General features: G+C 35.0%; 25 protein-coding genes, 2 pseudogenes and 1 riboswitch. Of the genes and pseudogenes, 5 read left to right on the top strand and 22 right to left on the bottom strand.

Annotated features, from left to right (window positions below):
• Positions 1-241: 241 nt before the first annotated feature.
• Positions 242-568 carry a hypothetical protein gene (locus MKX66_RS04480; protein WP_341085627.1) on the bottom strand — a complete coding sequence of 109 codons (327 nt, stop codon included), beginning with the start codon at positions 566-568 and terminating at the stop codon, positions 242-244.
• Positions 569-847: 279 nt separating this feature from the next.
• Entirely contained in the window at positions 848-1,759 is a 912-nt protein-coding gene (gene menA / locus MKX66_RS04475) for a 1,4-dihydroxy-2-naphthoate polyprenyltransferase (RefSeq protein ID WP_098152481.1), read from the bottom strand.
• 520 nt (positions 1,760-2,279) lie between these two features.
• Here menA and MKX66_RS04470 point away from each other — a divergent pair.
• Positions 2,280-2,864 (top strand): hypothetical protein, encoded by a 585-nt coding sequence (locus tag MKX66_RS04470; protein ID WP_215589877.1) that lies wholly within the window; start codon positions 2,280-2,282, stop codon positions 2,862-2,864.
• A gap of 63 nt (positions 2,865-2,927) precedes the next feature.
• On the opposite strand, the gene MKX66_RS30820 is transcribed toward MKX66_RS04470, so the two are convergent.
• The 14 genes and pseudogenes from MKX66_RS30820 to MKX66_RS04405 all read right to left on the bottom strand — a co-directional run bounded on the left by MKX66_RS30820 (position 2,928) and on the right by MKX66_RS04405 (position 13,341).
• Positions 2,928-2,990, bottom strand: a complete 63-nt coding sequence (locus tag MKX66_RS30820) for a hypothetical protein (protein ID WP_350472279.1) — start codon at positions 2,988-2,990, stop codon at positions 2,928-2,930.
• Positions 2,975-3,109: pseudogene (locus MKX66_RS04465) on the bottom strand (IS3-like element ISBt2 family transposase); the annotation flags it as partial. The gene MKX66_RS30820 and the pseudogene MKX66_RS04465, both read right to left, overlap by 16 nt.
• Positions 3,110-3,126: 17 nt before the next feature.
• Positions 3,127-3,726, bottom strand: a complete 600-nt coding sequence (locus tag MKX66_RS04460; RefSeq protein WP_341085624.1) for a DJ-1/PfpI family protein — start codon at positions 3,724-3,726, stop codon at positions 3,127-3,129.
• Positions 3,727-3,789: 63 nt separating this feature from the next.
• Entirely contained in the window at positions 3,790-4,764 is a 975-nt protein-coding gene (locus MKX66_RS04455) for a phosphotransferase enzyme family protein (RefSeq protein WP_002013620.1), read from the bottom strand.
• Between the two features lie 279 nt (positions 4,765-5,043).
• Positions 5,044-5,448, bottom strand: coding sequence for an arsenate reductase (thioredoxin) (arsC, locus tag MKX66_RS04450; RefSeq protein ID WP_098635585.1), 405 nt, complete (start codon positions 5,446-5,448; stop codon positions 5,044-5,046).
• A 25-nt stretch (positions 5,449-5,473) separates the two neighbouring features.
• On the bottom strand, positions 5,474-6,514 hold the full coding sequence (arsB, locus tag MKX66_RS04445) for an ACR3 family arsenite efflux transporter (protein WP_002128038.1): 1,041 nt from the start codon (positions 6,512-6,514) through the stop codon (positions 5,474-5,476).
• Positions 6,515-6,532: 18 nt separating this feature from the next.
• Complete coding sequence (locus MKX66_RS04440) at positions 6,533-6,970, bottom strand: ArsI/CadI family heavy metal resistance metalloenzyme (protein WP_193653141.1); 438 nt, start codon at positions 6,968-6,970, stop codon at positions 6,533-6,535.
• A gap of 60 nt (positions 6,971-7,030) precedes the next feature.
• Positions 7,031-7,336: an arsenical resistance operon transcriptional regulator ArsR gene (arsR, locus tag MKX66_RS04435; protein WP_000046018.1), complete on the bottom strand. Its 306-nt coding sequence runs from the start codon at positions 7,334-7,336 to the stop codon at positions 7,031-7,033.
• A gap of 544 nt (positions 7,337-7,880) precedes the next feature.
• Entirely contained in the window at positions 7,881-8,390 is a 510-nt protein-coding gene (locus MKX66_RS04430; RefSeq protein WP_326996246.1) for a DinB family protein, read from the bottom strand.
• Positions 8,391-8,929: 539 nt separating this feature from the next.
• Positions 8,930-9,130, bottom strand: a complete 201-nt coding sequence (locus MKX66_RS04425) for a helix-turn-helix transcriptional regulator (RefSeq protein WP_341085623.1) — start codon at positions 9,128-9,130, stop codon at positions 8,930-8,932.
• On the bottom strand, positions 9,120-9,479 hold the full coding sequence (locus MKX66_RS04420; RefSeq protein WP_000791546.1) for a DUF3796 domain-containing protein: 360 nt from the start codon (positions 9,477-9,479) through the stop codon (positions 9,120-9,122). Before MKX66_RS04420 ends, MKX66_RS04425 begins: the two co-directional genes overlap by 11 nt.
• A 280-nt stretch (positions 9,480-9,759) precedes the next feature.
• Positions 9,760-11,616, bottom strand: a complete 1,857-nt coding sequence (locus MKX66_RS04415) for an alpha/beta fold hydrolase (protein ID WP_341085621.1) — start codon at positions 11,614-11,616, stop codon at positions 9,760-9,762.
• A gap of 58 nt (positions 11,617-11,674) precedes the next feature.
• Positions 11,675-12,241 carry a TetR/AcrR family transcriptional regulator gene (locus MKX66_RS04410; RefSeq protein WP_001072320.1) on the bottom strand — a complete coding sequence of 189 codons (567 nt, stop codon included), beginning with the start codon at positions 12,239-12,241 and terminating at the stop codon, positions 11,675-11,677.
• Positions 12,242-12,576: 335 nt separating this feature from the next.
• Positions 12,577-13,341 carry an SDR family oxidoreductase gene (locus MKX66_RS04405; RefSeq protein WP_341085619.1) on the bottom strand — a complete coding sequence of 255 codons (765 nt, stop codon included), beginning with the start codon at positions 13,339-13,341 and terminating at the stop codon, positions 12,577-12,579.
• Positions 13,342-13,508: 167 nt separating this feature from the next.
• Here MKX66_RS04405 and MKX66_RS04400 point away from each other — a divergent pair, with 167 nt between their 5' ends.
• On the top strand, positions 13,509-13,949 hold the full coding sequence (locus tag MKX66_RS04400; protein WP_341025258.1) for an Lrp/AsnC family transcriptional regulator: 441 nt from the start codon (positions 13,509-13,511) through the stop codon (positions 13,947-13,949).
• A gap of 135 nt (positions 13,950-14,084) precedes the next feature.
• On the opposite strand, the gene MKX66_RS04395 is transcribed toward MKX66_RS04400, so the two are convergent.
• Positions 14,085-15,290, bottom strand: coding sequence for a M20 family metallopeptidase (locus tag MKX66_RS04395; RefSeq protein ID WP_341085617.1), 1,206 nt, complete (start codon positions 15,288-15,290; stop codon positions 14,085-14,087).
• An 88-nt stretch (positions 15,291-15,378) separates the two neighbouring features.
• Positions 15,379-15,480: riboswitch (SAM riboswitch) on the bottom strand.
• 75 nt (positions 15,481-15,555) lie between these two features.
• Positions 15,556-17,865, bottom strand: coding sequence for an AAA domain-containing protein (locus tag MKX66_RS04390; protein WP_341085615.1), 2,310 nt, complete (start codon positions 17,863-17,865; stop codon positions 15,556-15,558).
• 111 nt (positions 17,866-17,976) lie between these two features.
• Between MKX66_RS04390 and MKX66_RS04385 the strand changes: the two genes are divergently transcribed.
• Both MKX66_RS04385 and MKX66_RS04380 read left to right on the top strand, forming a co-directional pair.
• Entirely contained in the window at positions 17,977-18,369 is a 393-nt protein-coding gene (locus MKX66_RS04385) for a VOC family protein (RefSeq protein ID WP_002190100.1), read from the top strand.
• 138 nt (positions 18,370-18,507) lie between these two features.
• Positions 18,508-18,831 (top strand): annotated as a pseudogene (locus MKX66_RS04380) (hypothetical protein).
• Between the two features lie 171 nt (positions 18,832-19,002).
• Here MKX66_RS04380 and MKX66_RS04375 read toward each other — a convergent pair.
• The gene (locus MKX66_RS04375) at positions 19,003-20,433 is read right to left on the bottom strand and encodes an IS4 family transposase (protein WP_341085613.1); all 1,431 of its coding nucleotides are present in this window, start codon (positions 20,431-20,433) and stop codon (positions 19,003-19,005) included.
• Positions 20,434-20,529: 96 nt separating this feature from the next.
• The gene (locus MKX66_RS04370; RefSeq protein ID WP_044438632.1) at positions 20,530-21,474 is read right to left on the bottom strand and encodes a helix-turn-helix transcriptional regulator; all 945 of its coding nucleotides are present in this window, start codon (positions 21,472-21,474) and stop codon (positions 20,530-20,532) included.
• Between the two features lie 122 nt (positions 21,475-21,596).
• Here MKX66_RS04370 and MKX66_RS04365 point away from each other — a divergent pair, with 122 nt between their 5' ends.
• The gene (locus MKX66_RS04365; protein WP_179867027.1) at positions 21,597-22,451 is read left to right on the top strand and encodes an alpha/beta fold hydrolase; all 855 of its coding nucleotides are present in this window, start codon (positions 21,597-21,599) and stop codon (positions 22,449-22,451) included.
• A 349-nt stretch (positions 22,452-22,800) separates the two neighbouring features.
• Here MKX66_RS04365 and MKX66_RS04360 read toward each other — a convergent pair whose 3' ends face one another.
• Together MKX66_RS04360 and MKX66_RS04355 are read right to left on the bottom strand one after the other, a co-directional pair.
• Positions 22,801-23,133, bottom strand: coding sequence for a DUF1904 family protein (locus tag MKX66_RS04360; protein WP_002142404.1), 333 nt, complete (start codon positions 23,131-23,133; stop codon positions 22,801-22,803).
• A gap of 286 nt (positions 23,134-23,419) precedes the next feature.
• Positions 23,420-23,725: a monooxygenase gene (locus MKX66_RS04355; RefSeq protein ID WP_097809976.1), complete on the bottom strand. Its 306-nt coding sequence runs from the start codon at positions 23,723-23,725 to the stop codon at positions 23,420-23,422.
• Positions 23,726-23,874 lie beyond the last annotated feature (149 nt).

Below are 23,874 nucleotides of genomic sequence, written 5' to 3'. Positions count from 1 at the left end.
ATCTTTCACTATTTCTGTCACTACTAAATGCAACATAGTTATATCAAGATAATAGCATGCTGATATAAAGATAAAATGCAGAGATAACTGTAATTCTTCAGCAAATAATGAAACTCATCTTGAATCGAAAGATCCATACAAAAACGCCATCCTTTCTGTATATTTCTACAAACAGGATAGCGTTTTTTCATATTAAAGGTAGAATTATAAGGTAATATCAATTATACGTAATACTTGATATTTAATTGATATTAGAACTTATTACTTTATATTTATCTTCTTTTGCAACATCTATAATTGCATCAATTTTTTGTTGTTCATTATTCAGCTCATGCCCTTCGATCCAAACTTTATATCCTATTTCTCCCACTACTCCAACTTTAGTTATAACAAAATCTAACTGTTTTTCTTTTTGAAAATATTCAATAGCAGTTGCCTTTGCTTTTTCTTGAGTTTTTGGAAATTCTTTGTCACTTAATGGATCTTTCGTTGTTAATGTAATGTAAGAGACAAAACCAATAATAATTAAAGTTATGGTAGAAAGTCCAACTAAAAATATTTTTTTCATTCTTCTTCATCCTTGTCTATCTTTTTTTAAAGACTAACATAACATTTATCGTTTTTCAATAAAAAAATATTGTATTTTATTATTTATTTATTGAAAATATCTACAACTTTAGACAAATATAAAAAGCATTCCTCTCACTATCCTGATCTTTATCTCAACTAATCTATTACATAATGTAGATTTATAAAAGAGTTTGATCATTATTAAAGAAATACAAAAATAAAAACCCCAATTTCTCTATATTAAAATCGAGAAATCGGGGTTAAGTTATTTTTTTATTTAAAACAAGTAACTAATTAACAATCCTGCTGATAATAAGAAGCCAAAAATCGTATTTGTCATCGCTGTTGATTTCATTGCGATGCGCATATACCCGGGATCCTTTGCTCCTTTTTGGAAACTTTGAATTGCAGAGATTGGCTTTCTCAAACCTAGGAACATAACTAATGCCCAAGGGCTTATATAACCCATCAATACAATTACGGCAATCCATAAATAAGCAATGAAAAAGGCTACAGCTAGTGTTACTATGGCTTTTTCTCTCCCAAGGAGGATTACTAATGTCTTTCTTCCACCTTTAATATCTTCTTCGATATCTCGGATGTTATTCGACATGTTGATTGCACCGACTAAAATCCCAATTGGAATAGAAATTAATACACTTTCAATCGTTATCGTATTCGTTTGAATAAAGAAAGCAATGAGTACAAAACATGTCCCCATCAACAATCCAGAAACTAATTCTCCAAACGGAGTGTACGCAATTGGTAATGGACCACCTGTATATAAGTAGCCAACCGCCATCCCAATTAAACCAATGACGACTAACCACCAGCTGCTATTCATACAAATATAAACTCCAATAATTGCTGCTACTACATACAATAAAAGCGCAACTGTTAAAACATTTTTTGGTTTCAATCCATGACGGACAATTCCACCACCGATGCCAACAGAATCAGCGGTATCTAATCCACGTTTGAAATCATAGTACTCGTTAAATAAATTCGTTGCTATTTGCAATGCTAAACATGCAACCATCATCGCAATAAATAAAAGCCAATGAATTTCGGCAACATAAAGTGATGCCACTGTCCCTAAAATTACAGGAGAAAACGTCGCCGTTAATGTATGTGGGCGCGTCATCTTCCATATTAATTTAGCGGAACTAATTTCTTTTTCATTCCCCATAACTCTGTTCAATCTCCCTACATTTTAAGTATAAAATCACTAGAAGTATCTTTCTTTCTATTTCTTGATTCACATCCATTAATTATATCAAATAAATGATACCCCTTCTAACAAATCTAATAATAGTAAAGTGAAAAATTTAAAATTGAATTACTATTAAGCTAACAAAACTAAATTCCTTTAAATGTGGTACCGTCACCTGCCCATCAACTTAAGAAAACAGATCCACCTTAAACGAAAAAACGAGCTTTTTTATTGCTAGTTAGGGCAAACCCTCATTCTGGAGGTAGCTCTATTTTCTTAGCTTGATAGCGATGTGATGTAAAATTAAGATTGTTCAAGTCGGAGCAAGGCACTCTATGATTGATTTCATTTTATAAGGAATCCACTGCAGAAAAAGAAAAATTTCATTTAGGAACTAATACCTCACATCCAAAAACAAGTGATACATGTACTAATTCTTATTTAATTTCATTTTTTATTAAGGCAGATTAAAAATGAATTAAAGGTGTGTGAAAAAATGGAGGAATTAAATCAAGTTTTAAACACTTCTGAAAAAATTCAGATAGATAATGAAAGTACATCAGATGTAGAACAATTATTAGACTGTTCTACTCCTTGTCAAAACGTCATAAATACTTCTGGGACAATTAGATTAACGGCCGGTACGAGTAATCCTTCATCAATTATTTTTCCAGAGCCATTACATGTTGGTGATACTTTCCCTGTAATTACAGATCCATTTTATTTAAAACTTAATGTTGCTCAATGTGATGCTCAAGCATCTGTAACTACTCCTTGTGGTGTTATAGAATGTAATGTTTCTGTATCTCAAATTACTGCAGTTGGAAATTTACCATTCTTTTTTGGATTTCCAGCTCAATTTTTTCCATGTACAGGTCCAAGAACAGGATTTAGTGCATATTTAAATGATGTTGTACAAATAAACAATGTTCTTTGCTATAACTGTGATGGATCTTTACCTCTATTATGTGTAAATGGACTTTCACAAGTAAATGGTACAGCAACTTTAGTAAGTATTCGTCGAGATAGTTCTTATATATATTTTGATTTTAATGTGGAGATTGTTTTACCTGGTTGCTAAAAAATAAAAAGCACTTATCTTTTTTTGAAGTGACCCCCAAAATCGGAACACATATCAAAATACCTAAACCACCTGTTCCCTATATTCTTTAGGGGATAGGTCGTTTGATTTTTCTTGAATTCGCACACAATTGTAGTATTTTTAATTCCAAGTGTCTCTATAATGGTACGATTTGAATACCCATTCTTTTTCATTTGAATCACTTTCCACTTTATTTCTTCAGAGTAATGAACTCTTGTCTTCAAATGAAAAAGAATTCAAATTAACTCCACACAACACCTCGCCTCTCGTATTCCATTCTATATTCAACAGCAGCTGCAATTTTGGGACTTGCAAACCTTTCCGTGATCCAAAGACCTAAATCAATTCCTGAAGTAACTCCTCTTGCAGTAATAATATCGCCTTGATCCACAATTCTGTAATGAAGAAGTTCTGCTCCATATTGACTAATTTCATTTTGCGCCAAATGATGCATTGTTGCCTTTTTATCATTCAATATACCGGATACAGCTAGTAACATACCTCCTGTACAAACTCCAGCAACAATTGTTCCTTCATCGTGCATCTCTCTAATCATTTTGGTCAAATTACCAAGCTCTGCTTGCTTTCGTGCCCCATGTTCAGCTTTATGATTCCAGCCACCACCAGGTACAATTAACAAATCTGGACGATTATCCATTCGTAAAAAATCATGTAATTTAACCGTAACTCCAAACGAAGTAGTAACCTCTTGTTTTGGTTCACTAGAAACTAATTCAACCGTAAACGGAGCCCCTTCTTCTATCGCTCTTTTCAATACCTCAAAAGGTGCAAAGGAGACATGCTCTCCAAAACCGTCAAACACTACAATTTGTATTTTCATTTTTAGAACACCTCATATGCTTTGTTTTATAAATCCCAAAAGAGAAGAAATGTTATCTACAAATTAAAACAATGAAGACAACCTTTCTCCCCTTACTCTATAAACTTTCAAATGTTCCTCTAATTCTCTCCCGTCACCTAATAGACTCATCGTCTTTTTAACGAAGTTCCAATTTAAACTACCGGATAACCATAGCAACGAAGAAAGTCTTTTATAATCATTTGAAGTTAAAATGTTATTAGCTTTATACCCTTCTAAAAATGCTCTAGCAACTTCCGGACATACTTTATGCGACTGTATTCCTTTCGTTCGAGAGTACCATTTTATTAAAAAGGCTAACCCTTCAATACGGTCAACATAACTAATAGATTCAAAATCTACAATTCCTTTTACCTGTTGACTTGAGCCCCATAAAACATTCAAAGGATTTAAGTCTGTTTGTACAATAAACTCTAATTCACTCGTATATGCGCAGTCTATATGATATTTAGCAAGATCTATATACTCCCGCAATTCCTTACATGCGCTTGTCTTGCTTTCTAACATATTAATAAACTCAACATACCCATCCAAATGAGATTTCTTCTGAAAAATCGCGCTTTGAAATGCACTAGAAATATCATGAACCTTTCTTGCTTCCTTTCCAAATGCTTCTGCGATAGCTTCCGTACAGAGTGTAATATGTTCTCCTTCAATCCAATTAGACAATATAAATCGGTATTGTTCATCATTCCAAGCGACTAATGTAAATGACTCTCCTGACCTATTTTTATTAATTTGCATAAAAAGGACTCCATGCTCGCGTAAATAATACGTAAAACGTACTTGCTCTATCAGTTGTTCGTTTGATAACGCCCCAAAAGCTGGATTGATTGTTCGCTTGCTATTGATAAACCGTGCGGAATATCGCTTTCCATTCACCATAATTTTATAGTGTAAATCTGTATTCCAGCTATTTTTATGTAGCTCTTCTTCCACTGCTAGTGAATGAATTTCTTTAAAATAATTTATTAATACGTCTTTTATTATGTGTTTCACCCTTTTTTCCTTTCATGTGAAAAAATTTTTATTACACGCTATTTTTTTATGATTACTATCTCGATTACTCTAAAAACCAAAATTTTATTCATTGTTAATTACCAATAGTGTTTTTTTCTATATATAAATTTAATAGAGACAGACTACCATTCTAACTATATCATTCTTACATAATATTCTGCATTCGTTGAGATAGTTGTTGTAAACCAATGCAGTAGTGACTATGTATAGAAAAAGAGCCAATCCCCTATACAATAGAAAATTGGCTCTTTCCTTTATTTACTCCCCTGTTTCAGAAAATCGTTTTATACGTTCCCCAATTTCATCGCGAACACGTTGAAATTCAGACCACTCTTTTCCTGCTGGATCATCAAATCCCCAGTGAACACGATTTACGTGCGGAGGTGTCGAAGGACAAACCGAATCCGCATGACTACAAAGGGTAACGACTAAATCAGCGTTGTTTAAAATATTTGCATCAATTATATCTGATGTTTGATTCATTATATCAATATTTACTTCATTCATTGCTTTAATAGCATTGGGATTTACTCCATGTGCTTCAATCCCAGCAGAATATACATTCCACTTATCACCTACATATTGTTTGCCCCATGCTTCTGCCATTTGGCTTCGGCATGAATTTCCTGTGCATAAGAAATAGATTGTCTTTTTGTTTTCCATGTTGTTTTCCGCCTTTGTTTTTAAATTATACTGGCTGATCATTAAAATATTTACGCTTAAACCAAAAAGCGACATTTACAAGTGCAATCATTACAGGTACTTCAACTAACGGTCCGATAACAGCTGCAAATGCTGCGCCCGAATGAATACCAAACACACCAACTGCTACAGCAATCGCTAACTCAAAATTATTACTACCTGCTGTAAATGCTAACGTTGTAGTCACCGGATAGTTTGCACCAATTTTTCTTCCCATAAAGAAAGAAACAAAAAACATCACAATAAAATAGATTAATAATGGAATCGCTATTCTTACTACATCTAGTGGTACGCTAACAATCATTTCCCCTTTTAAAGAGAACATAACGATGATTGTAAATAATAATGCAAGTAATGTAAGTGGACTAATCTTAGGTATAAACACCTTTTCATACCATTGTCTTCCTTTTAACTTAACGAGTACAAAGCGTGTCAACATACCTGCTATAAAAGGAATTCCCAAATAGATAAATACTGATTTCGCTACTTCTCCCATTGTAATATCGACAATAGCCCCTTCAATCCCTAACCATTCTGGAATGACTGTTACAAACACGTATGCATAAACAGAGAAGAATAACATTTGGAATACGGAGTTAAAAGCCACTAAACCTGCTGCATACTCTTTATCCCCATCTGCAAGGTCGTTCCAAACAATTACCATTGCAATGCAGCGTGCTAAACCAATCATAATGAGTCCGACCATGTATTCTGGCTTATCAGGAAGAAAAATAATTGCTAAAACAAACATAAGTACAGGACCAATAATCCAGTTTTGCACTAAAGATAAAACCAATACTTTTACATCTTTAAATACCCGGCCCATTTCCTCGTAACGAACTTTCGCCAACGGTGGATACATCATGACAATTAAACCAACAGCGAGCGGGATGGACGTCGTTCCAACTTGTAATGTATTTAGTCCGTCTACTACACTAGGAAACACAAACCCTAAACCAATCCCAACAGCCATAGCTAGAAAAATCCATAGTGTTAAATATCGATCTAGAAAAGATAAACGTTTCATTTTATTTTCCATCTCCTATTAACAACAAGAATTTTTATCTACTACGTTAGAAGTCGTGCAACAAGATGGATCTTCAATTTTATGAACATCACTATGTGCTTTTGTATAAAAGAATTCCCACTCGTTCCCATCAGGATCCGTTACCCAAAACTTATCTTGAACTGCATAGCAACAAGTCGTATCCATCTCATCACGTGCAAAGAACCCTTCTTTTTCTAATCTTTCTTTATGCAATGTAATTTCTTCAGCTGTATCCACTTGAAAACCGAAATGATTTACCTGATTTCCGTTCACTTCATCTCGTACGTTCAGCGTGAAATTAAGCCCTGGGTTCTCTAATAAAAATTTTGCATAATCCATTTTCACTTTAACTGGTGACACACCAAATACCTTTTCGTAAAACTCAATAGACTTCTCTAAATTCGTAACATTTATACCAACGTGAACATATCTCATAGCTTATTCCTCCTCTATATATGTAATTAATCAATTTTTTTTGATTAATAGTGCGAAATTTTAACAGCAGCTACCTTTACCTGTTTTTCTAAAAATACAGCACAATTCTTCTGATAATAAATTATTTACTTCCGCATCATTTAAATCATAATAACTCCACGTACCTTTTGTTTCTTTTACAATTAAACCTGCATCTAATAAAATTTTTAAATGATAGGACAACTTAGATTGCGTCATTTCAAAAACCTCTGTTAGATCACACACACAAGTCTGTCCCCGCTGGCAAAGTTCATACATAATCTCTAAACGCTTCTGATCCGCTAATGCTTTGAATTTTTTCTCATAGAGCTGAAAATCTTGCGCCACTGTAGTTCACTCTCCCTTCATCAACTTTTTTTGATATTTATAGTATATACGCTGTTTAGTTCTTTATGCAACTTATTAATCAATTTTTTTTGATTAAAATAACTCAACTTCCTCTCATCATATCCATGCCACCATTAAAAAAGGTCATAGCCTTTCCAAAAATGAAAAACTACGTTTCTTTTTACAACTTAATAGTTACAATATTTCCGAGGAACGGAGTCTCTATAACTGTTTTAAATTTTAATTTGACCATTATAGAGTAGTGCCCCATCACCATCAAGCTAAGAAAAACAAATACCCCCAAATGAAAAAAATCGCTATAACGCTTCGGCAAATAAAGATAACTCTTGTTTTTGGTGCATATTCATAAAAAGCACGTCACCTTTTCTCATTAACATAAGAGAATAGTAATGTGCTTTTAATTTCAAAAATAGTCTAAATCCTTAAGTTGATGGTTGTAGGGCGGGACCCCAATAAGAACGGTATCTAATATCTAAGGTTGTATGAGAGGTGTTAGTTCCATTCCAAAGGCCTCAGCCGACGATTAACTCAAGTACCGATTTCGGATGACCCCCATGTGATGAAGTTCGTGTCCTGCGATGCCGTATGCGAGGGCGCGCACCGTAATGCTTAGGTCGTTGGCTGTGCCCTTGCGGGTCCACGCCTCCACCGGTAGCCCACGCAGCAATGTGATCGTTGATTGCCGTACGGCCCGGTAGTCTTCGGCCAATTGCTCGGTTGTCCAACTTCCGAAAGGAGGCATGAACAATTCCTGATCAAAACCAGTCAGAGGCGTCTGGTCCCCTCTTGCGAACCGGAGCAGGCGGTAGGTCATGACGCGTTCCGAATCTGCAATGTGGCCCACGACTTCTTTCAGCGTCCATTTTCCTTCCGCATACCGATACGCGTACTGGCTTTCGGTCAACGATGCCAGGAGCTCGGTCATTTGCTTTTCCTGGGCGAGCAGAATGTCGATGATGTTACCGTCCGGCACCAAACGGATATATTCGCCGGAGTTCCCGGCGTATTCTTCTTCTGACGGTCTTTGATTCATGCGTAGTCACCTCTTATATGTAGATATAGAAAATTATAGCACTCGTCTATGTCTAATAAATTCGCGAAATGATAGAACTCTCCTTCTAATAATTGAGGATAAGCAACTATTTAGTTGGTCGGTCGCTACACTATCCTGATTCGTTAGCACAATAAGCAATGCTAATCAATAATGCATAAAAATTATCTGTTATACAATATTTCGAAGTTATTAATATATATAGGTAACACCTTCTTTTTTAAATTTAAAAATGAATTTTCAATTATATTTTGAAATGAACCGGAGTAAAACACACTAGTCTAACTACTTTTTTATACAAGATTTTATGCAAAAAAGAATAGCGAAGATCCCTAGAATCTCCGCTATATCAATGATGTATAAAATCTTGTATAAGTGATAAATAGACATAGAGACAAAAAATTTAGTGAAAACCAGGATTCTATGAAAAACTTGCTACCGATAATGAGACGTTATGTTAACCGAGCATGAATAGAATATTCATCATTTTTCCTCTTATATTCACTTGTACTAGAATTAAACTAGTCTTCAAACCAAAATAACACTTCAATAGGTGCTTTCAAAACCTTCGCAATATCATAAGTAAGTTTGAATGAAGGATTATATTTTCCATTTTCGAGATTGCCAATTGTTTCTCTTCTGACACCAACTTCACTGGCTAAATCTTCTTGAGACATACTTAGCTTTACCCTATATTCTTTCATTCGAGTTTTAAGTGGCATCTTGCATCCCTTTCTTTTCTCTACGCTCAAATATTTCTAAATTAATTATGAATGTACCTAAAGGTATGAAAAACGAAAATATAACAAAGAACCGAATTACATGTAGATTTTCAAGAATAAAAACACTTAAGAGTAGTATACTACCTAATACTAGTGCTATGAAAAAGGCTCTTGTAGCTGCAAGGCGGACATGTAGCATAAAAAGCTCATCTGGTACGACTTTTGCATATGCGAAGAAGAAAAAGAAACCGAAAAAATAAGATGCCCATGAAATATTACCTAAAAATGAGAACGGACCTAAAAAACCCAAAAAACCGAGAAATCCTAAATAAGCTAATTTATTTTTCATATAAACCTCCTGTGTGATATATTTCGCTCTTTATGATATAAATATATCACATTAACTTGGAAATAAATAGAATTTAAAACGGTACATCTTTGTTTCAAATTAATACTTTTAACTTCCGCTTTCGAGAATTATGTACTACCTTGTAACAAAATGCTCATTTTTTCGTTTTAAGGTATTTGCGTTTCTTAGTCTGATAGTGATGGGGTGGGACCCCATACAGTACGATTTTATTTCAAAGACACAACGATCTTACTACACACTGTTTATTTATCCCACACTCTCATCTGCTAGTATTACTATTTTTTATTACTAATGTTGCCGTTTCACTCGGATGGCTAAGAGGAAAATGATGGCCATATGGAACAAAATCAACCTTACCAAGATGCGATGGAGCAGAATAGCCTCTGTCACAATCCCCCCAAATAATGTGAAGATTATACTTTGTTACTTCATTGAAATCACCTTGATCGTTTTTCAGTAGTAAACTGTTAAGCTGAACCGTAGTATTTAAAATTCTAGGAGAAGTAAAACTGTTACTTATTTTTTCGATATAATGTTCAGGGATGCTCTCCATACTTTCAAACAAACCATTACTTAATAAATAACGCCCTATCAAATTAGTAGTTGCCAATTTTAATGTCCATTTGTTCATAAATTGGGGGACATTTAGCGATTTAGCATTTTTTTTAGCAACAGGTGGCTGAAGTAAAGTGATTGAATACTTCTTATCTATGTACTCTTGTACCAATGCTTCCAGAAGAATAAACGCACCGAATGAATGGCCAATTAGATGTGCACCATTAGTAGCTTTCTCCAATAAATTTTTCACTACATTCAAATAGATATCTAGAAGACTTTTCTCTTGTTTAAAAGGAGAACGTCCCAAACCTGGAAGATCCAAGATCCATACAGGTTGACCAGTTTTTTCATGAAGCTCTTGTGCTAAAGGAAATAAATCCTCTCCATCACTCAATAAACCATGTAATAAAATAAACGGTTTACCCTCTCCTTGTAATTGGTAAAGGGTAGTGTTATCGCATAATGTTCGTTTAAATAAATGATTATGCTGGCCATTTTGATACATCATTCGATAATCCAGATCAGCTACTACGGCAGGGAAAAATTTCATTACACTCGTCTTCTTAAACCAATCTCCTCCCATAATTTTTTTCGCTGAAACATTTGAAAATTTTCGTTTTGTAATAAAATTCAGTCCATCAGAAGGAATTTTTGTTATTTTACTTACTCCACTATTCATAATTGCTTTCATAAGTGGTATTGGGACAGAGATTTTTGGTGCCCTCATATTCATACTTTCCGACATAATACTTAATAATTCAGCAATGTTCTGATCGTGCTGTTTGTCTTCAACAAGTGTATATGTTTGTATAGTCGGTTGCTCCAATCTGAAAACCTGCACAATAAACTTCGCAAGCTCATCGTTTGAAATAAGTGGTAACCTATATCCCTTACCTCCAGGAATCACTGGCATGAGACCTCTTCGCATACTCATCACAAGCAAACCTAATCCTGCTATCTGCTCTGTACTCCCTGTTTTACTACTACCGACTACAGTTGGCGGATTAATTACAGAAAGCGGATAACCTACTGCTGATGCCTGGTGACGGATATAAAGATCTGCTAAAAATTTTGTTCTCTCATATGGATTTTTTATTTTCAAATAATTGTTTCCTTCTTTAAACACATCAATTGCAATCTTGCTATTTTTATCATCAAAGGGACTCATATAACCTACAATATGAATAAATTGTTGCAAGCCCTTCAATTGATGAATACTTTTAGCTAATTCACTAATATGTTTGGCGCCATTTAAAAATACGGAAGCTGCCTCTTTACTTGTCGCTTGAATATCCATGGGGCCTCCTGCGTGAATAATCACATCCGTTTTCAATACCCTCTCCTTATCTTCAGCACTTAGACCTAAATCTATTTTCGTCAAATCACCTTCAATAAAGTGCATAACTGCCTTTTTTAAGATGCCTCTTTCTTGAAAAATGCGTATTGCTTTACTTTTCGACCTTACTAAAAGAAGAATTTTAACATCCTCTTTGGCTAATTCTTTTACTAATTGCTTTCCAATAAAGCCTGTTCCACCAGTTAAAAATACTGTTCTCATATAAAATCTCCTTTTTAGTACTAATTAGTACTAATTTGATGTAAAAAAAATGCTTCTTTTATCGAAGCAATTTTAAAAAATGATCTGCTGTTTTCGTAATTACAGTTGCATCCTTCAATGTTTCTGAAATAAATAACGCTCCTTCAAGATTTGTAATAAAAAGTGATGCAACCTCATCAATATTAATCGTGTTTCTGAATTCTCCATTCTCTACCCCTTGTTTAAGTAATAGAGAAACTTTCTTTTGTAATCCTGTAAAAAAAAGACCTATTTTTTCTTTTATTTGCGTGGCCTGTTTAGGACTTTGAATATAAAGAGTAATAAATGGACAGCTCCCCTTATACTCTCTCGACTGAACTCCTTGTGATAATTGCTTTAAAAACAGTTGGATGCGATCTTCAACTAAAAATTGGTTCTGAGAAAGTACGTCATCAATTGCAGATTGATACATTTCAATCCAATAATCAACGACCCCTTCTAATAATACTTCCTTATTAGAAAAGTGATAATACACATTAGACTTTGAAACTTTGCTTACACGTACTAATTCATCCATACTTGTATAAGCAAACCCTTTTTCTAAAAATAATGTTGCAGCTACTTCAATCACACGTTTTTGATTCATTAATTTTACCTTTTTCATAACTAGAACTATATAGTACTAATTTAAATGTTGCAAGGATTTATTTTAATTTAGAAAAAAGTTTGATTAAAAAAGTTCCACTAACATTGATTTTACTGCAAAAAAATCTTATTTTGAATAAAGTGGAACTGAACCCCGAAATTGTTAATTCACTATCGTCTAATAGGGGTCACCATACATACCCATCAACTTAAGAAAAAGAAATGCCCTCAAAACGAAAAAATGAGCGGCTTCTCAAAATAGCTATCTGTAGAGAAAGAAAATTTTAATTTAGGGGGATATGAAAATATTAGCTTGATGTGTATGAAGTAGTGCCCCTATAAACAAAATCCTCCAGAAACATCTAAAATTTGCCCTGTTACCCAGCGGCTATCCGAAGAAGCAAGGAATGCTACTACATCTGCAATATCTTCAACTTGCCCTATTCGTCCGAACACAGATGAATTCGTAGCAAAATTTCGTATTTCCGGATTATCTAGCAATTTCGCATTTATATCTGTCTTCGTATATCCAGGCATAATTGTATTCACTGTTATACCTCTTTCTCCAAGATGTTTAGCTAGAGGAAGTGTCATCGTATTTAGTGCACCTTTACTTAAACCGTATGCAATGGACCCTGTAAAACCGATTCGTACTTCGGCCGATGAAATGTTAATAATGCGCCCTTCTGCTCGTAGTAATGGTAATGTATGCTGAATTAAGAAGAACGGTGCTTTAATATTTACGGCCATAATTTCATCAAAAACTTCTTCTGTCGTATTTTCAATTGTTCCTTGTGTACCTATCCCTGCATTGTTTACTAAAATATCAATCTCTGATGTACCAACTCTTATTTGTAATTCATTTTTCAATTGTTCTACTATCTTTTTGACACCATCAATTGAATTGAAATCCGCTTCAATTAAGAATGCCTTTCCTCCATTAGATTCAATCTCACTAATTGTTTCATCTGCAGCTGCTTTATTTCGGCCATAGTGAATTGCAACTAATGCACCGTCGTTTGCCAATCTCATCGCAATCGCACGACCAATACCGCGACTCGCCCCCGTTACTAACGCTACTTTCCCATCAAGATTCTTCATTTTTTCCATCCTTTCTAAATTTCCGTTTGATAAAACCTATACTTATATTTTCATTCAAATACTACTAATTTTAAATATAGATTTATAAGTAATTTAGTTCGTTAACTTATGATATTATAGTTATAATTTGTGATTTACTTTAGAAAATAAAACGAGGAGGCTACACAATGCAAAACGCAGTAAAATTGGATGAAATTGACCATAAAATTATGAACTTGTTGTATGAAAATGCGAGAATTTCCGTTTCAGAAATAGGACGAATTATATCCATGACGCAACCTGCTGTAAAAGAACGAATTAACAAGCTTGAAGATCAAGGGGTTATAGCTGCTTACCGAACGAAATTTGAGCCTTCCAAAATTAATAAAAACATCCAAGCATTCATTATGTTCAAAACGAGTCAATGCTCTGATTTTATCCAATATTGTAATGCCGCTCCTGAAGTAACAGATTTATATCGAATTAGCGGGGAATTTAATTATATGATGAAAGTCATGAGCGATTCGATGGATTCTCTCACTGCATTTTTAGACTCTTTAATGCAATTTGGATTATCATCTCCTTTAATTGTTTTAAAGAGTGAATTTGAAGAGAAATTGTCGTTCTGATAAGAGGGTACTAAGGTAGAAATATGAAGTGTATGTGGAAAAATCCTTTTATAATATAATAAAACCAGCCATAGGCTGGTTCTTTTTTCATTCGATTTCCTACTAAAAAATCCCGAGTATAATTCTCCTTCTTCCCTATCCCTGATTCTTCCGCACCTCTCTAAACTCCTCTTTCACCTTCTCTAACAGCCCTTCTTCCGTAATTAATCGATACGCCGTATTTGCTAGTGCTTTTGCGGATGTAATTAGCGCTTTATCTCCTAATTCTGAACGTGCTGCTTCTCTAAATTCATTCGTATGCGCAATTAAGTCATCTGGACCGATTTTAATGTACGGATGAATTGTCGGTACAACTTGGCTTACGTTTCCTGCATCTGTTGAGCCAATTCCTACTCTTTCTTTACGGTTTACCTCTTCACCTAGTAGTTCTAACTCTTCGGCTACGACGTCATTAAATGTTTTTGTTACGAGTAGTTCATCGATTTCATTTTGGAATTGATGAATTTTTACTTTTGTGCCTGTTGCTAACGCTGCCCCTTGTGCAATATTTCTTACTTTTTCTGTTACTTCCGCACATCTTTTTCTCGTTGCAGCACGGATGAAGAAGCGTGCCGCAGCATAATCCGGAATAATGTTAGGTGCTTTGCCACCTTCTGTAATGATTCCATGAATTTTCACATCTGATGGGAGTTGTTGGCGAAGTGCATTAATACTGTTATACAGCTGGATAATCGCATCTAATGCGTTAATTCCTTCTTCTGGTGAGGCTGCTGCATGAGCTGTTTTTCCGTAAAAATGAAAATCAAGTGGATCGACCGCTAGTGATGGACTCGTTGGAGCTGTTTTTCCGCTCGGATGAATCATAAGCGCCGCATCAATGTTTTTAAATAAGCCAGCTTTCACATAACTCGATTTTGCGCTACCATTTGGCCCGCCCTCTTCTGCTGGTGTTCCGAACACGACAACTTCTCCGCCGATTTCCTCAAGCGTTTCTGATAATGCGATCGCTGCTGCAACGCTAATTGTTCCGATTAAATTGTGACCACACGCATGACCGAGTCCTGGTAAAGCATCATACTCAGCTAAAAATGCGATAACTGGTCCTTGTTTCCCGGAACTTTTTCGCGCGATAAACCCTGTTTCATGACCAGCTATATTGTGCTGCAACTGAAATCCTGCGCTTCCTAACAACAAACTTAACGTTCTTGATGCGTAAAATTCTTGGTTACCAATCTCCGGATTCGCATGAATATTATGACTTGTTTCTATGTACTTTTCCTTATTTCTTTCTATACTCTCTTCAATTGTTTTTCTTTGTGACGTTACTCCTGTCGCTCCCATTTTTCTTCCTCCTTTTATTTTCACGTAAAAAAGCCTCTTTCTAAAAGATAGAAAGAGGCTTCTGTATATACAGTCAAAATGAGCTTCTTTCTTATCTTTCAAGTTACCTTGCTGGAATTGGCACAGTATTCATAAAGAATCCGCTGCCGAGGTGTCATAGGGCCAGTCCCTCAACCTCTCGTGATAAGAATTTTCATAAAATTATATTAAATTATTTTCATTCTAAGTTCATTCCAGACAAAAGTCAAGGAATTCCTATCTGAATTTACCGAATATCTAAAAACCCTTTTAATACGCCAATTGTTTCAGGTGCTTGTAATCTTGCACATATGTACGGAAATTCCATACTACCTTCAAACATCATTTGAGATGTAAGAGGTGCTCCTGCCCAAAAGATTTCATCATCGATTACGATAAACGGGAATGCTTTATTTTGTCTTTGTAACTTTACATTTTTTAACGGAACTGGTCCATCACTATACACTGTTATTTGCGCATTTGTACGCATTAACGCTTGCCAGACTCGCTTATCCACTTGCTTTGTACTTGGAAGTGAAATGATAATTTTTCGTTTTGCTGCTAAAATATCTTTCAATAACCCTTTCGGCTCTTCAAGATTCATTTCCATAAACCAGCGTAAACGTTTCGAGATTTTTCGCTCCCACAATTGTCTTGATGTCGTGCGATCATACACATCTCCGTGACGTTCTATATGAGCTGTTAATTGCGATAACGCTTGTTTTCTCGAAAGATTTTTACGCATGTAGTGGCAATCTGATAATTGAATGAACTTCCCTCTCGCTCTTGTCACTGCAACGTTGACGAGGCGATGATTTTTATGGTCAAAGAATAACACGCCAGGTCGTTCTTGCGGATAACTATCTACCGTATCAAAGATCATCATATCTCTTTCAGACCCTTGAAACTTATGAACTGTCGCCGCTAAAACTGGTATGTTTTGATATTTCGTTTTCTGCAACATTTCTCTAATACACGTTGATAAAAAGCGGGACTGTGCCCTGTAAGGCGTAACTACACCGATAGATTGAACACCGTCTAACAATCCAATTAACATCATTTGCATCGCTACTAAACCAGACATAATATTAAAACGAGAACCGGAAGCAGCGTCTTTTAAAGAAAAGGCTCCCATTAAGCTCGTATCAAATAAAACACTCGCCTCATTTGCGAACGGTTGCAGTTTCGCAAGTTCTTTACGCTCTGAAACAGATGGATGATCGTACACTCTATTTTTATAAATAAATGAATTCGTAAACTTAGATATATCCGTATGCATACGTCTTTGCTCCTGCAGCATAAAAAGGTTCGGATGTGCTTCTGATTTATTTACAGAATCAACAATCCCTGCATGATAAAACATATCTTCACCGAGCCATTTTCGAACGAGTTCATGGTTCGCCATCGCAATCGGAGGTAACTGTAAAAAGTCACCACAAACGACAATACGTTTCCCAAGTGAAGCAGCTAATGCGATTTGCGGAACATAAGCCATACTTACTTCATCTACGACAACTAAATCAAATGTACGCTCATAAATAAGTGAATCAATTGCACATTTCGATAAAGTCGCACCGATTACTTTCGCATTTTCAATGTATTCTTTTTCTACTTCTTTAATTTTCGCTTTTTGCTTTCGAAGATCACTTTCAATCTCTTGTATACGCTTCTTATCAGCAGAAGTCGCTTTATATGATAAAATCTTTTCACGAAGATCTTGTCGTGTCTCTTCTAAATAGAGTCTTTCTTCTCCCCAAGATCCATTCGTCGTTTCAACTAACTTCGATGCAAGTAACGTTTCATGATTTCGTATATGTTCATGTTGACTATAACCGTAACGAACAATTTCTCCAGGCGTCCATTTCTTCTTCTTCTCAATTTGCTTCGTTACTTCACTCATTAATACATCTACTGCCGCATTACTATGAGCTAACACAAGTACCGATTTTCCTTTTTGATAATGAGCAGAAATAATACGCGATAAATTGTAAGACTTCCCTGTTCCCGGTGGTCCCCACACGTACGTTGTTGGATTGTAAAAAGAACGATACGCCAATTCATTTTTCGTATTTTTCATCTTTTCAATATGTTTCGGACTGCTCGTCCCATCAACAAGACGCTTTATACGATTACGTTTCAGCTTATCTTTATGAGCTTCTTTCAATCTCTCTTGTAGTTGCTCTAACAATTGCCACGGTTCACTGTATAAAACAGCTTCTCGTATTTCACCTTGTATATAATCATTTAATTTCAGTTCTATTTCTAATCCATGTACAGATAATACTTCTCCTGTCGCTTCCTCACCATCAAACTCAATTCGAATTGGTGAACCTTCAGGTAAGCTTACTTCCGAAATAAGCTGAAATACGTATACTGTACTTTCATAATCTGTATATAAAAAACGACCATTCATGATAGAAATTTTACTACCACCTATCGTTTTCCAATGTTTAATTTCATACGCTAATGCATAATGCCACTCTTTCATCGTTGCCGATAATGAAGGAGTTTGAGTAGTTGTATTCATCGTATAATCTCCTTCCTTCTCCCCAAACATACTTTCTCACTATACCATATAACACTCTAAAATTTGTAAGGTTTTTATCTTGCTTTTTTTCTTAATTTTCAATAATATATTGTATATAATTTTCAGAAAGAAGGAATCCACATGCCAGTTAGACGAATCGAACACGTTGGACTTATGGTTACAAACTTAGAAACATCTATTTCATTTTATAAAGAAGTAGTTGGCTTACAGCTCATTAAACGTATGGGGCACCCAAATCCAGACTTAAAACTCGCTTTTTTAGGTGTGGAAGAATCGAAAGAAACGATACTTGAACTCATTGAAGGTTACAACTCTTCCCTTCCGGCAGAAGGAAAAGTACATCACATTTGTTTTAAAGTGGATTCATTAGAGGATGAAATCGAAAGACTACAGAAACACAGAGTAACCTTTCTACTAGGAGAAGAAATTGAAACATTACCAGATGGAACACGTTACATATTCTTCGCTGGTCCTGATGGAGAGTGGATTGAGTTTTTCGAGACGGAGAGATAAAGTAAGACTTTAAGATAGAAAAGGAGCCGGAATTCCGGCCCTTGTTTTTACAAGTGCATATCCAGTAACAATAAAACATACCTCCAACCTGAGAATTCACCAAGATTAAAAACACAATCCTTTTGTTAGGAGTAGAGAATGATTAATACAATCTATATTATTATTTTTTGGATACTTATTCTATTTCCAATCCTGTATATAATTAAGATACAGCGCTGGAATATAAAAGTGGCTGCCGTATTTGTTGGAAGGATCCTATAAAGTATTATCTTTTTCATAAATGGAATGGTGTTAGGAATGCAACGAAATTGGTCAGAGCCTCCCTATGAAACAGAATGGGATTTCTTTATAAAGTCTTTGCAACATGGGAAAACGGATGCACTTATAGAAGTATTACTTCTAATTATTATCATTACTTTGGATTTAGCAATTATATTTTATTATAGAAATAAAAAGAAATAGGATATTCTCTCCTATTTCTTTTCTTAATGGGGTAGCGCCACATCGCTATCAAGCTAAGCTCAGACAACGTCAATCATAGTAGAAGGTTGCTTCTTTTTTTCTAAAGGCTACGTGTTGGAAATTTAAAGATTTGCATACGAAATAAACCCTAGCGGGTTTCATTTTTTTGAATTAAGCCGCTTGATTATCAGACATGGTACAATTGTAAACGACACCTAATATATCAAAGACTGTTTTCTTCTCATATCGATGAGATTTTCTCCCGTTTTGCTGTAGGAGGTTGAACAGGCGAATTAGAATCTTTGATAGCTCTTGGGTGTCTTTCTGTATAGCTTGGAAAAGAAGAAGAGAGTAATCTTTAATCATATATATGGCCTTATATTCACTCAGTTCTCGTTTCTTTTTCATAAGAAGTAATTGCCGCATTTGAAACATGGTAGAAGAACAGAGTAGAATGGCAATCAATTGCCCATACAAATGGCATTCCAATCGTTCTCGTTTTATTTTTTTACAATGATGGATTTGAAAGAATGACTTCCACGTTTTAAATAAAATTTCGATTTGCCAACGCAAAGAATAACAGTCATGTACCTGTCCCATCGGGACAATATCTGTAGGGGTGTTTGTCATATATACATTGATACCACTGAGTCGTTTACTACGAGGAGAATACTTCATTCCTTTCTTTTTTTCTCTTACAGCTTGATCTTGTAATCGTTTTTGTTGCTGTTGTTTTGTTAATCGATGAACAATTACACGAGCTGGCACTTTATCAATCATACCTACATAAGCATCAGCTATTTCACATGTTTGTCCTGGTTGAAGAGAGTTCATTACCGTCTCCATATCTATCTGTATATACTTTGTACCTTTCTTAATTCTTCCATCTTGAAAATAATCAGGGTTAGGATTTTTTTGATAAATACGTGTATTCGATTTGATACGTGAGATATAATAAGCCTTTTTATCTTGTATATGTTGAAGATCTTTCAAATGAAAATAACCTAAATCTCGGATACATAAATCATTCGCTGTTACAGTTGGGACACACAGGGAACCGTAGGTTCGATCATGTTGTTTACCTGGACCTGTATGAATATGAAGGAACTGTCCACTTAATAAATCATACTCAAGCTGAATCTTTACTCCCGCTGTATGGCTGCATCCTCCTGCACCTGGATAAACCGATGAAAATACATCCGGGAGTTGAAATGCAGTTGAATCTAAAATACGAATACGCTTGAAAACAGAAGTGTATGGAGAAGAAATCGGCATAGATGTGGCCAATTTTTTGCTTAGTAGTTCGGCTAGTAGGTGTTGTAAAAGTTGGACGGCCGCCTTATTAAACCGTTGATTCAGTCCCTCAGGACTGATGAGTACTTCTGTTGATGCTTCTAAACAGCTAGATAACTGAGTTAAAGAAGTCATAGCTACATTTTGGCTTACCCATACACATAAAGCTACTAAATCTTTTGCTTGATACTTACTGGTTCGTTGTACAAAACCAACATCTCTAGCAAGATCCCGTAAGGTATTTGGAGATAAAAAACTTTGAATCTCTTGAGCAAATAGTTGTAATTCGTCAGATACAGAAACAGACATAAAAAACGCCATCCTTTCCTATAGTCCTAGACAAAGGATAACGTTTTTTTCGTTTTAAGGATAGTTTGCAATTTCAGTTTTGTTGGCAATTTATTTTTACATTTTCGAATATTGATTGACTACTTTGAATGCTTCTTCCTGTAAGAATTGTATTAATTCAACCGGTTCCTCAATAAATATTTCAGCACCAAGACTAAGGAACATCCTTCCTACAAAACAAATATCTGACTCTTTGATTTTTTCTTCGATTACTCCAGTACCATCAGGATTTACTTGTATCCATTCTCCTATAGGATGAGGGTCTAATATTTTGCATCCGAATTTTGTTAATCGAGCTTTTAAAATAAATTCCTTTGTTGAATTATTTGGTTGTTTTAGCCATTTTTCAACTGTCATATCGATAGGAATAGATTCAGTAATATTTTGATTAACTTTGAGGGAAACAATCCGATCGACTCGAAACGTCACAGTATTGTTACGCTTATAGCAAAACGCTAGAGAGTACCATAATCCATTAGATATAAAAAGTCCGTAAGGAAAAATTGTCCGAATTGAATATCCAGAGCGAGATTCATATTCTATTTCCACATGCTTTCTTTCTAATGATGCCTGCAATATATCTTTTAGATAAAGGTTCTTAAAGCTTCTTCGAGGAGAAGCTATTGCTAATCGACCTTTTAATTGTTCGACTTTTTGAAGCATTTCGACAGACATGGTGGTACGTATTTTAGTAAGGGTAGACATATTTTCATATTTAAAGGGTCCGTCATGCTGCTCTAATAATTCATACGATAGAAGCAGCCCTGTAGCTTCTTCTGCTGTTAACGATATCGGTGGAAGTTTCTGTTTCCTTATAAGACTATAACCGCCATTCGGTCCAGGTGAGGACAAAAGAGGAACCCCCATTTCACTTAATAGTTGCAAGTCTCTAAGCATTGTTCTTCTTGATACAGAAAACTCATCTGCTAATTCTTGAACCGTAAATCGGTGTTTTGTATTTAATGAAATTAATAATTCAAGTAATCTTCCACTTCTAGACATGAAAATATCTCCTATTATTAGTGACGTTATCTGTCACCAATATACGATAAGATATAATTGAAGTCACGAAATTTTTAAAAAATAATAGCGGATAAGGAAAATAACAGGAGGTTATGATTATAATGAAAGAACACATGATAGATTCAAATGGCGTACGAATTAAGGTTTATGAATACAGTCAGACGGGTGAACCATTGCTATTACTGCATTATATGGGTGGAAGTTCTGCCATTTGGAGGAGCATAATTCCAAGCTTTATGGGAAAATATCGCGTAATTGCCATGGACATACGAGGACATGGTAAATCAGATCAGCCTGCAACGGGATATCAACTTGAAACCTTAGCTGAAGATGTTCGAGCGGTGCTAGATTCTCTTGGAATTGATAAAGCTTATATCGTCGGAAGCTCCCTCGGTTGTTATATCGGTACAAGCTTTGCATCAATGTACCCAGAAAGGGTCCTTTCTTTAGTTAATTCCGAAGGGGCCTTAGTTAATAAATCCGAAGGATTGCATACTGAAACAAAAGAAGAGCATTTAAATAAATACTTTTCCAGTCCCGAACAAGAATTTGAGTCAAGGGAAGCGTTGGTACATTATATGAAAGAAAGCTGGCTTCCTTGGAACAAAGAGCGTGAACTGGTGATGAAAGATTATGAGCCTCGAAAGCTGGAAAATGGGAAAGTAACTTTTATATCTAAGAGAGATACGCTTCGACAAATAGCTGAAGATCTTTATGATAGAAGAGTAGAACATTTGTATGAAAACATTCAATGTAGTGTGTTATTTCTGCCAGCAGAAAAAGAAGGTGACCTTAACAAGAAGTTAGAGTTTATAAAAAGTGTTAAACTTAAACTAAAAAAAAGTAAAACTGTTGTTATTCCTGGAACGTCCCATGCAATGATGTTTGACCACTCAAAGGAACTGAGTTATGAAATCAATAAGTTTCTTGAATATACAGATGAAAAAGGTTGGTAAATTATATAAAATTACTTAGAGAAAAGGACTTTCTAATCTTTCCTGTGAATAATTGTAACTATTCACAGGAAAGACGGTTAAATAGAAAAGCTATCCTAATTTATAAACTAAGATAGCTTTTTTTGTTTTGGGGGAACAATAGATATCTTAACTTGATGGCGATGGGGTAGCGCCACATATCCATTAAGCTAATATTTTGATGTCCCCAAAAACAAAAATTTTATCTCTTCAAAGTTAGTTGTCTATGAGAATTGAGTTCATTTTTTTGTTTTTGGATATTTACTTTACTTAGCTTGATAGCAATGTGGTTCTACCCCTTATAAATGTTATAAAAATCTTTCAAATAGCTCTAACTTGCACAATGCTTCCCGTTAATATAATACGCTGATTCTGTGAAAACCGTAAATACAACCTCTACTTCTGGAAGTCCAAAATCCATTACATATGTAGTAATGGCCTTGGCAAATCGATCACGAATTTCCTGTCCACGCTCGAACCATTTCACTTCAATAAGAGGAAACGCTTCTATTTCTTCTCCATTGAATACAAACGTAGAACTTGGTAGTTCCAAGGTGAAATTATCCGTACCACACTCACAGATATCTGCGAGCTCTTCTACTAATGGCTTGCTTATGCTTTTTAATTGTTCAATAGTAATTCCACGAAACACAACATGCGGCATGTGAATCCCTCCGTTAGATAGCTTTATATTTGCTCACATCATAACACAATTTATTTTGCTGCACTAACATCTATTGGTACATTTCAATGACATTCTTAAGAATGATCATATGTTATTGAAGCAATACATGTATTGTAACCTGAAAAATAATAAAGGGGTATTGTCACATCGATATCAAACTATCAAAAAGAGATGACCCTAAATTAAAAAACACGCTATTCTTTCTGTAGCATCAATTCAAAAAAGAAGGGATTCCCCCCTTCTTTTTTAAATTCCGTGTCCCTCATTATTTACTATAACCACGATTCAGTTTAGTTAACTTTTCATTGATGTGAAAAATTCTTATTCTAATATCTTTAACACCAGATGCTTGCAGTCTGTTTTTGTGCATTTCGGCATATTTTTCAGCATCTTGTTTTTCTTCAAATACATAGATGCCTCCAGCTTCTTTCGTTTCTTGATTCTCCGTCCATATTTTCGAATGGAATCCTTCTTCTTCATTAATACTTTTTGCTAAATCCCAAAATGCTTTTTCCATTTCTTCACCAAAAGGACCTTCAAACGGAAAATCAACTTGTAATAAATATGCCATTTTTATTCACCCCTTTTTCAATTCGAATGCATGTAATACCTTAAATGAATGCTACTATTATTCCTGCATTCATTTAAGATTTCACCTGCTTTTTCACAGACACTTTTATAAAATAATTACAAAATGATAGCAACTTAAACGCGTACATT

This window comes from Bacillus sp. FSL R9-9530, from assembly GCF_038008145.1.
In the GTDB taxonomy this organism is placed as follows: Bacteria; Bacillota; Bacilli; order Bacillales; family Bacillaceae_G; genus Bacillus_A; species Bacillus_A mycoides.
This window is presented reverse-complemented; position numbering and strand designations above follow the sequence as displayed.

What these genes read in the sequence shown, in the direction of transcription:
- MKX66_RS04370 (WP_044438632.1), bottom strand. Translation starts at nt 21,474, where the DNA reads ATGTCTAGAAGTGGAAGATTACTTGAATTATTAATTTCATTAAATACA.
- MKX66_RS04420 (WP_000791546.1), bottom strand. Translation starts at nt 9,479, where the DNA reads ATGAAAAATAAATTAGCTTATTTAGGATTTCTCGGTTTTTTGGGTTTT.
- MKX66_RS04440 (WP_193653141.1), bottom strand. Translation starts at nt 6,970, where the DNA reads ATGAGATATGTTCACGTTGGTATAAATGTTACGAATTTAGAGAAGTCT.
- MKX66_RS04415 (WP_341085621.1), bottom strand. Translation starts at nt 11,616, where the DNA reads ATGAGAACAGTATTTTTAACTGGTGGAACAGGCTTTATTGGAAAGCAA.
- MKX66_RS04375 (WP_341085613.1), bottom strand. Translation starts at nt 20,433, where the DNA reads ATGTCTGTTTCTGTATCTGACGAATTACAACTATTTGCTCAAGAGATT.
- MKX66_RS04395 (WP_341085617.1), bottom strand. Translation starts at nt 15,290, where the DNA reads ATGGGAGCGACAGGAGTAACGTCACAAAGAAAAACAATTGAAGAGAGT.
- MKX66_RS04405 (WP_341085619.1), bottom strand. Translation starts at nt 13,341, where the DNA reads ATGAAGAATCTTGATGGGAAAGTAGCGTTAGTAACGGGGGCGAGTCGC.
- MKX66_RS04460 (WP_341085624.1), bottom strand. Translation starts at nt 3,726, where the DNA reads ATGAAAATACAAATTGTAGTGTTTGACGGTTTTGGAGAGCATGTCTCC.
- arsB (WP_002128038.1), bottom strand. Translation starts at nt 6,514, where the DNA reads ATGAAACGTTTATCTTTTCTAGATCGATATTTAACACTATGGATTTTT.
- MKX66_RS04390 (WP_341085615.1), bottom strand. Translation starts at nt 17,865, where the DNA reads ATGTTTGGGGAGAAGGAAGGAGATTATACGATGAATACAACTACTCAA.
- MKX66_RS04365 (WP_179867027.1), top strand. Translation starts at nt 21,597, where the DNA reads ATGAAAGAACACATGATAGATTCAAATGGCGTACGAATTAAGGTTTAT.
- MKX66_RS04480 (WP_341085627.1), bottom strand. Translation starts at nt 568, where the DNA reads ATGAAAAAAATATTTTTAGTTGGACTTTCTACCATAACTTTAATTATT.
- MKX66_RS04400 (WP_341025258.1), top strand. Translation starts at nt 13,509, where the DNA reads ATGCAAAACGCAGTAAAATTGGATGAAATTGACCATAAAATTATGAAC.
- MKX66_RS04385 (WP_002190100.1), top strand. Translation starts at nt 17,977, where the DNA reads ATGCCAGTTAGACGAATCGAACACGTTGGACTTATGGTTACAAACTTA.
- MKX66_RS04430 (WP_326996246.1), bottom strand. Translation starts at nt 8,390, where the DNA reads ATGAATCAAAGACCGTCAGAAGAAGAATACGCCGGGAACTCCGGCGAA.
- MKX66_RS04425 (WP_341085623.1), bottom strand. Translation starts at nt 9,130, where the DNA reads ATGCCACTTAAAACTCGAATGAAAGAATATAGGGTAAAGCTAAGTATG.
- MKX66_RS04360 (WP_002142404.1), bottom strand. Translation starts at nt 23,133, where the DNA reads ATGCCGCATGTTGTGTTTCGTGGAATTACTATTGAACAATTAAAAAGC.
- MKX66_RS04470 (WP_215589877.1), top strand. Translation starts at nt 2,280, where the DNA reads ATGGAGGAATTAAATCAAGTTTTAAACACTTCTGAAAAAATTCAGATA.
- MKX66_RS04355 (WP_097809976.1), bottom strand. Translation starts at nt 23,725, where the DNA reads ATGGCATATTTATTACAAGTTGATTTTCCGTTTGAAGGTCCTTTTGGT.
- menA (WP_098152481.1), bottom strand. Translation starts at nt 1,759, where the DNA reads ATGGGGAATGAAAAAGAAATTAGTTCCGCTAAATTAATATGGAAGATG.
- MKX66_RS04410 (WP_001072320.1), bottom strand. Translation starts at nt 12,241, where the DNA reads ATGAATCAAAAACGTGTGATTGAAGTAGCTGCAACATTATTTTTAGAA.
- arsC (WP_098635585.1), bottom strand. Translation starts at nt 5,448, where the DNA reads ATGGAAAACAAAAAGACAATCTATTTCTTATGCACAGGAAATTCATGC.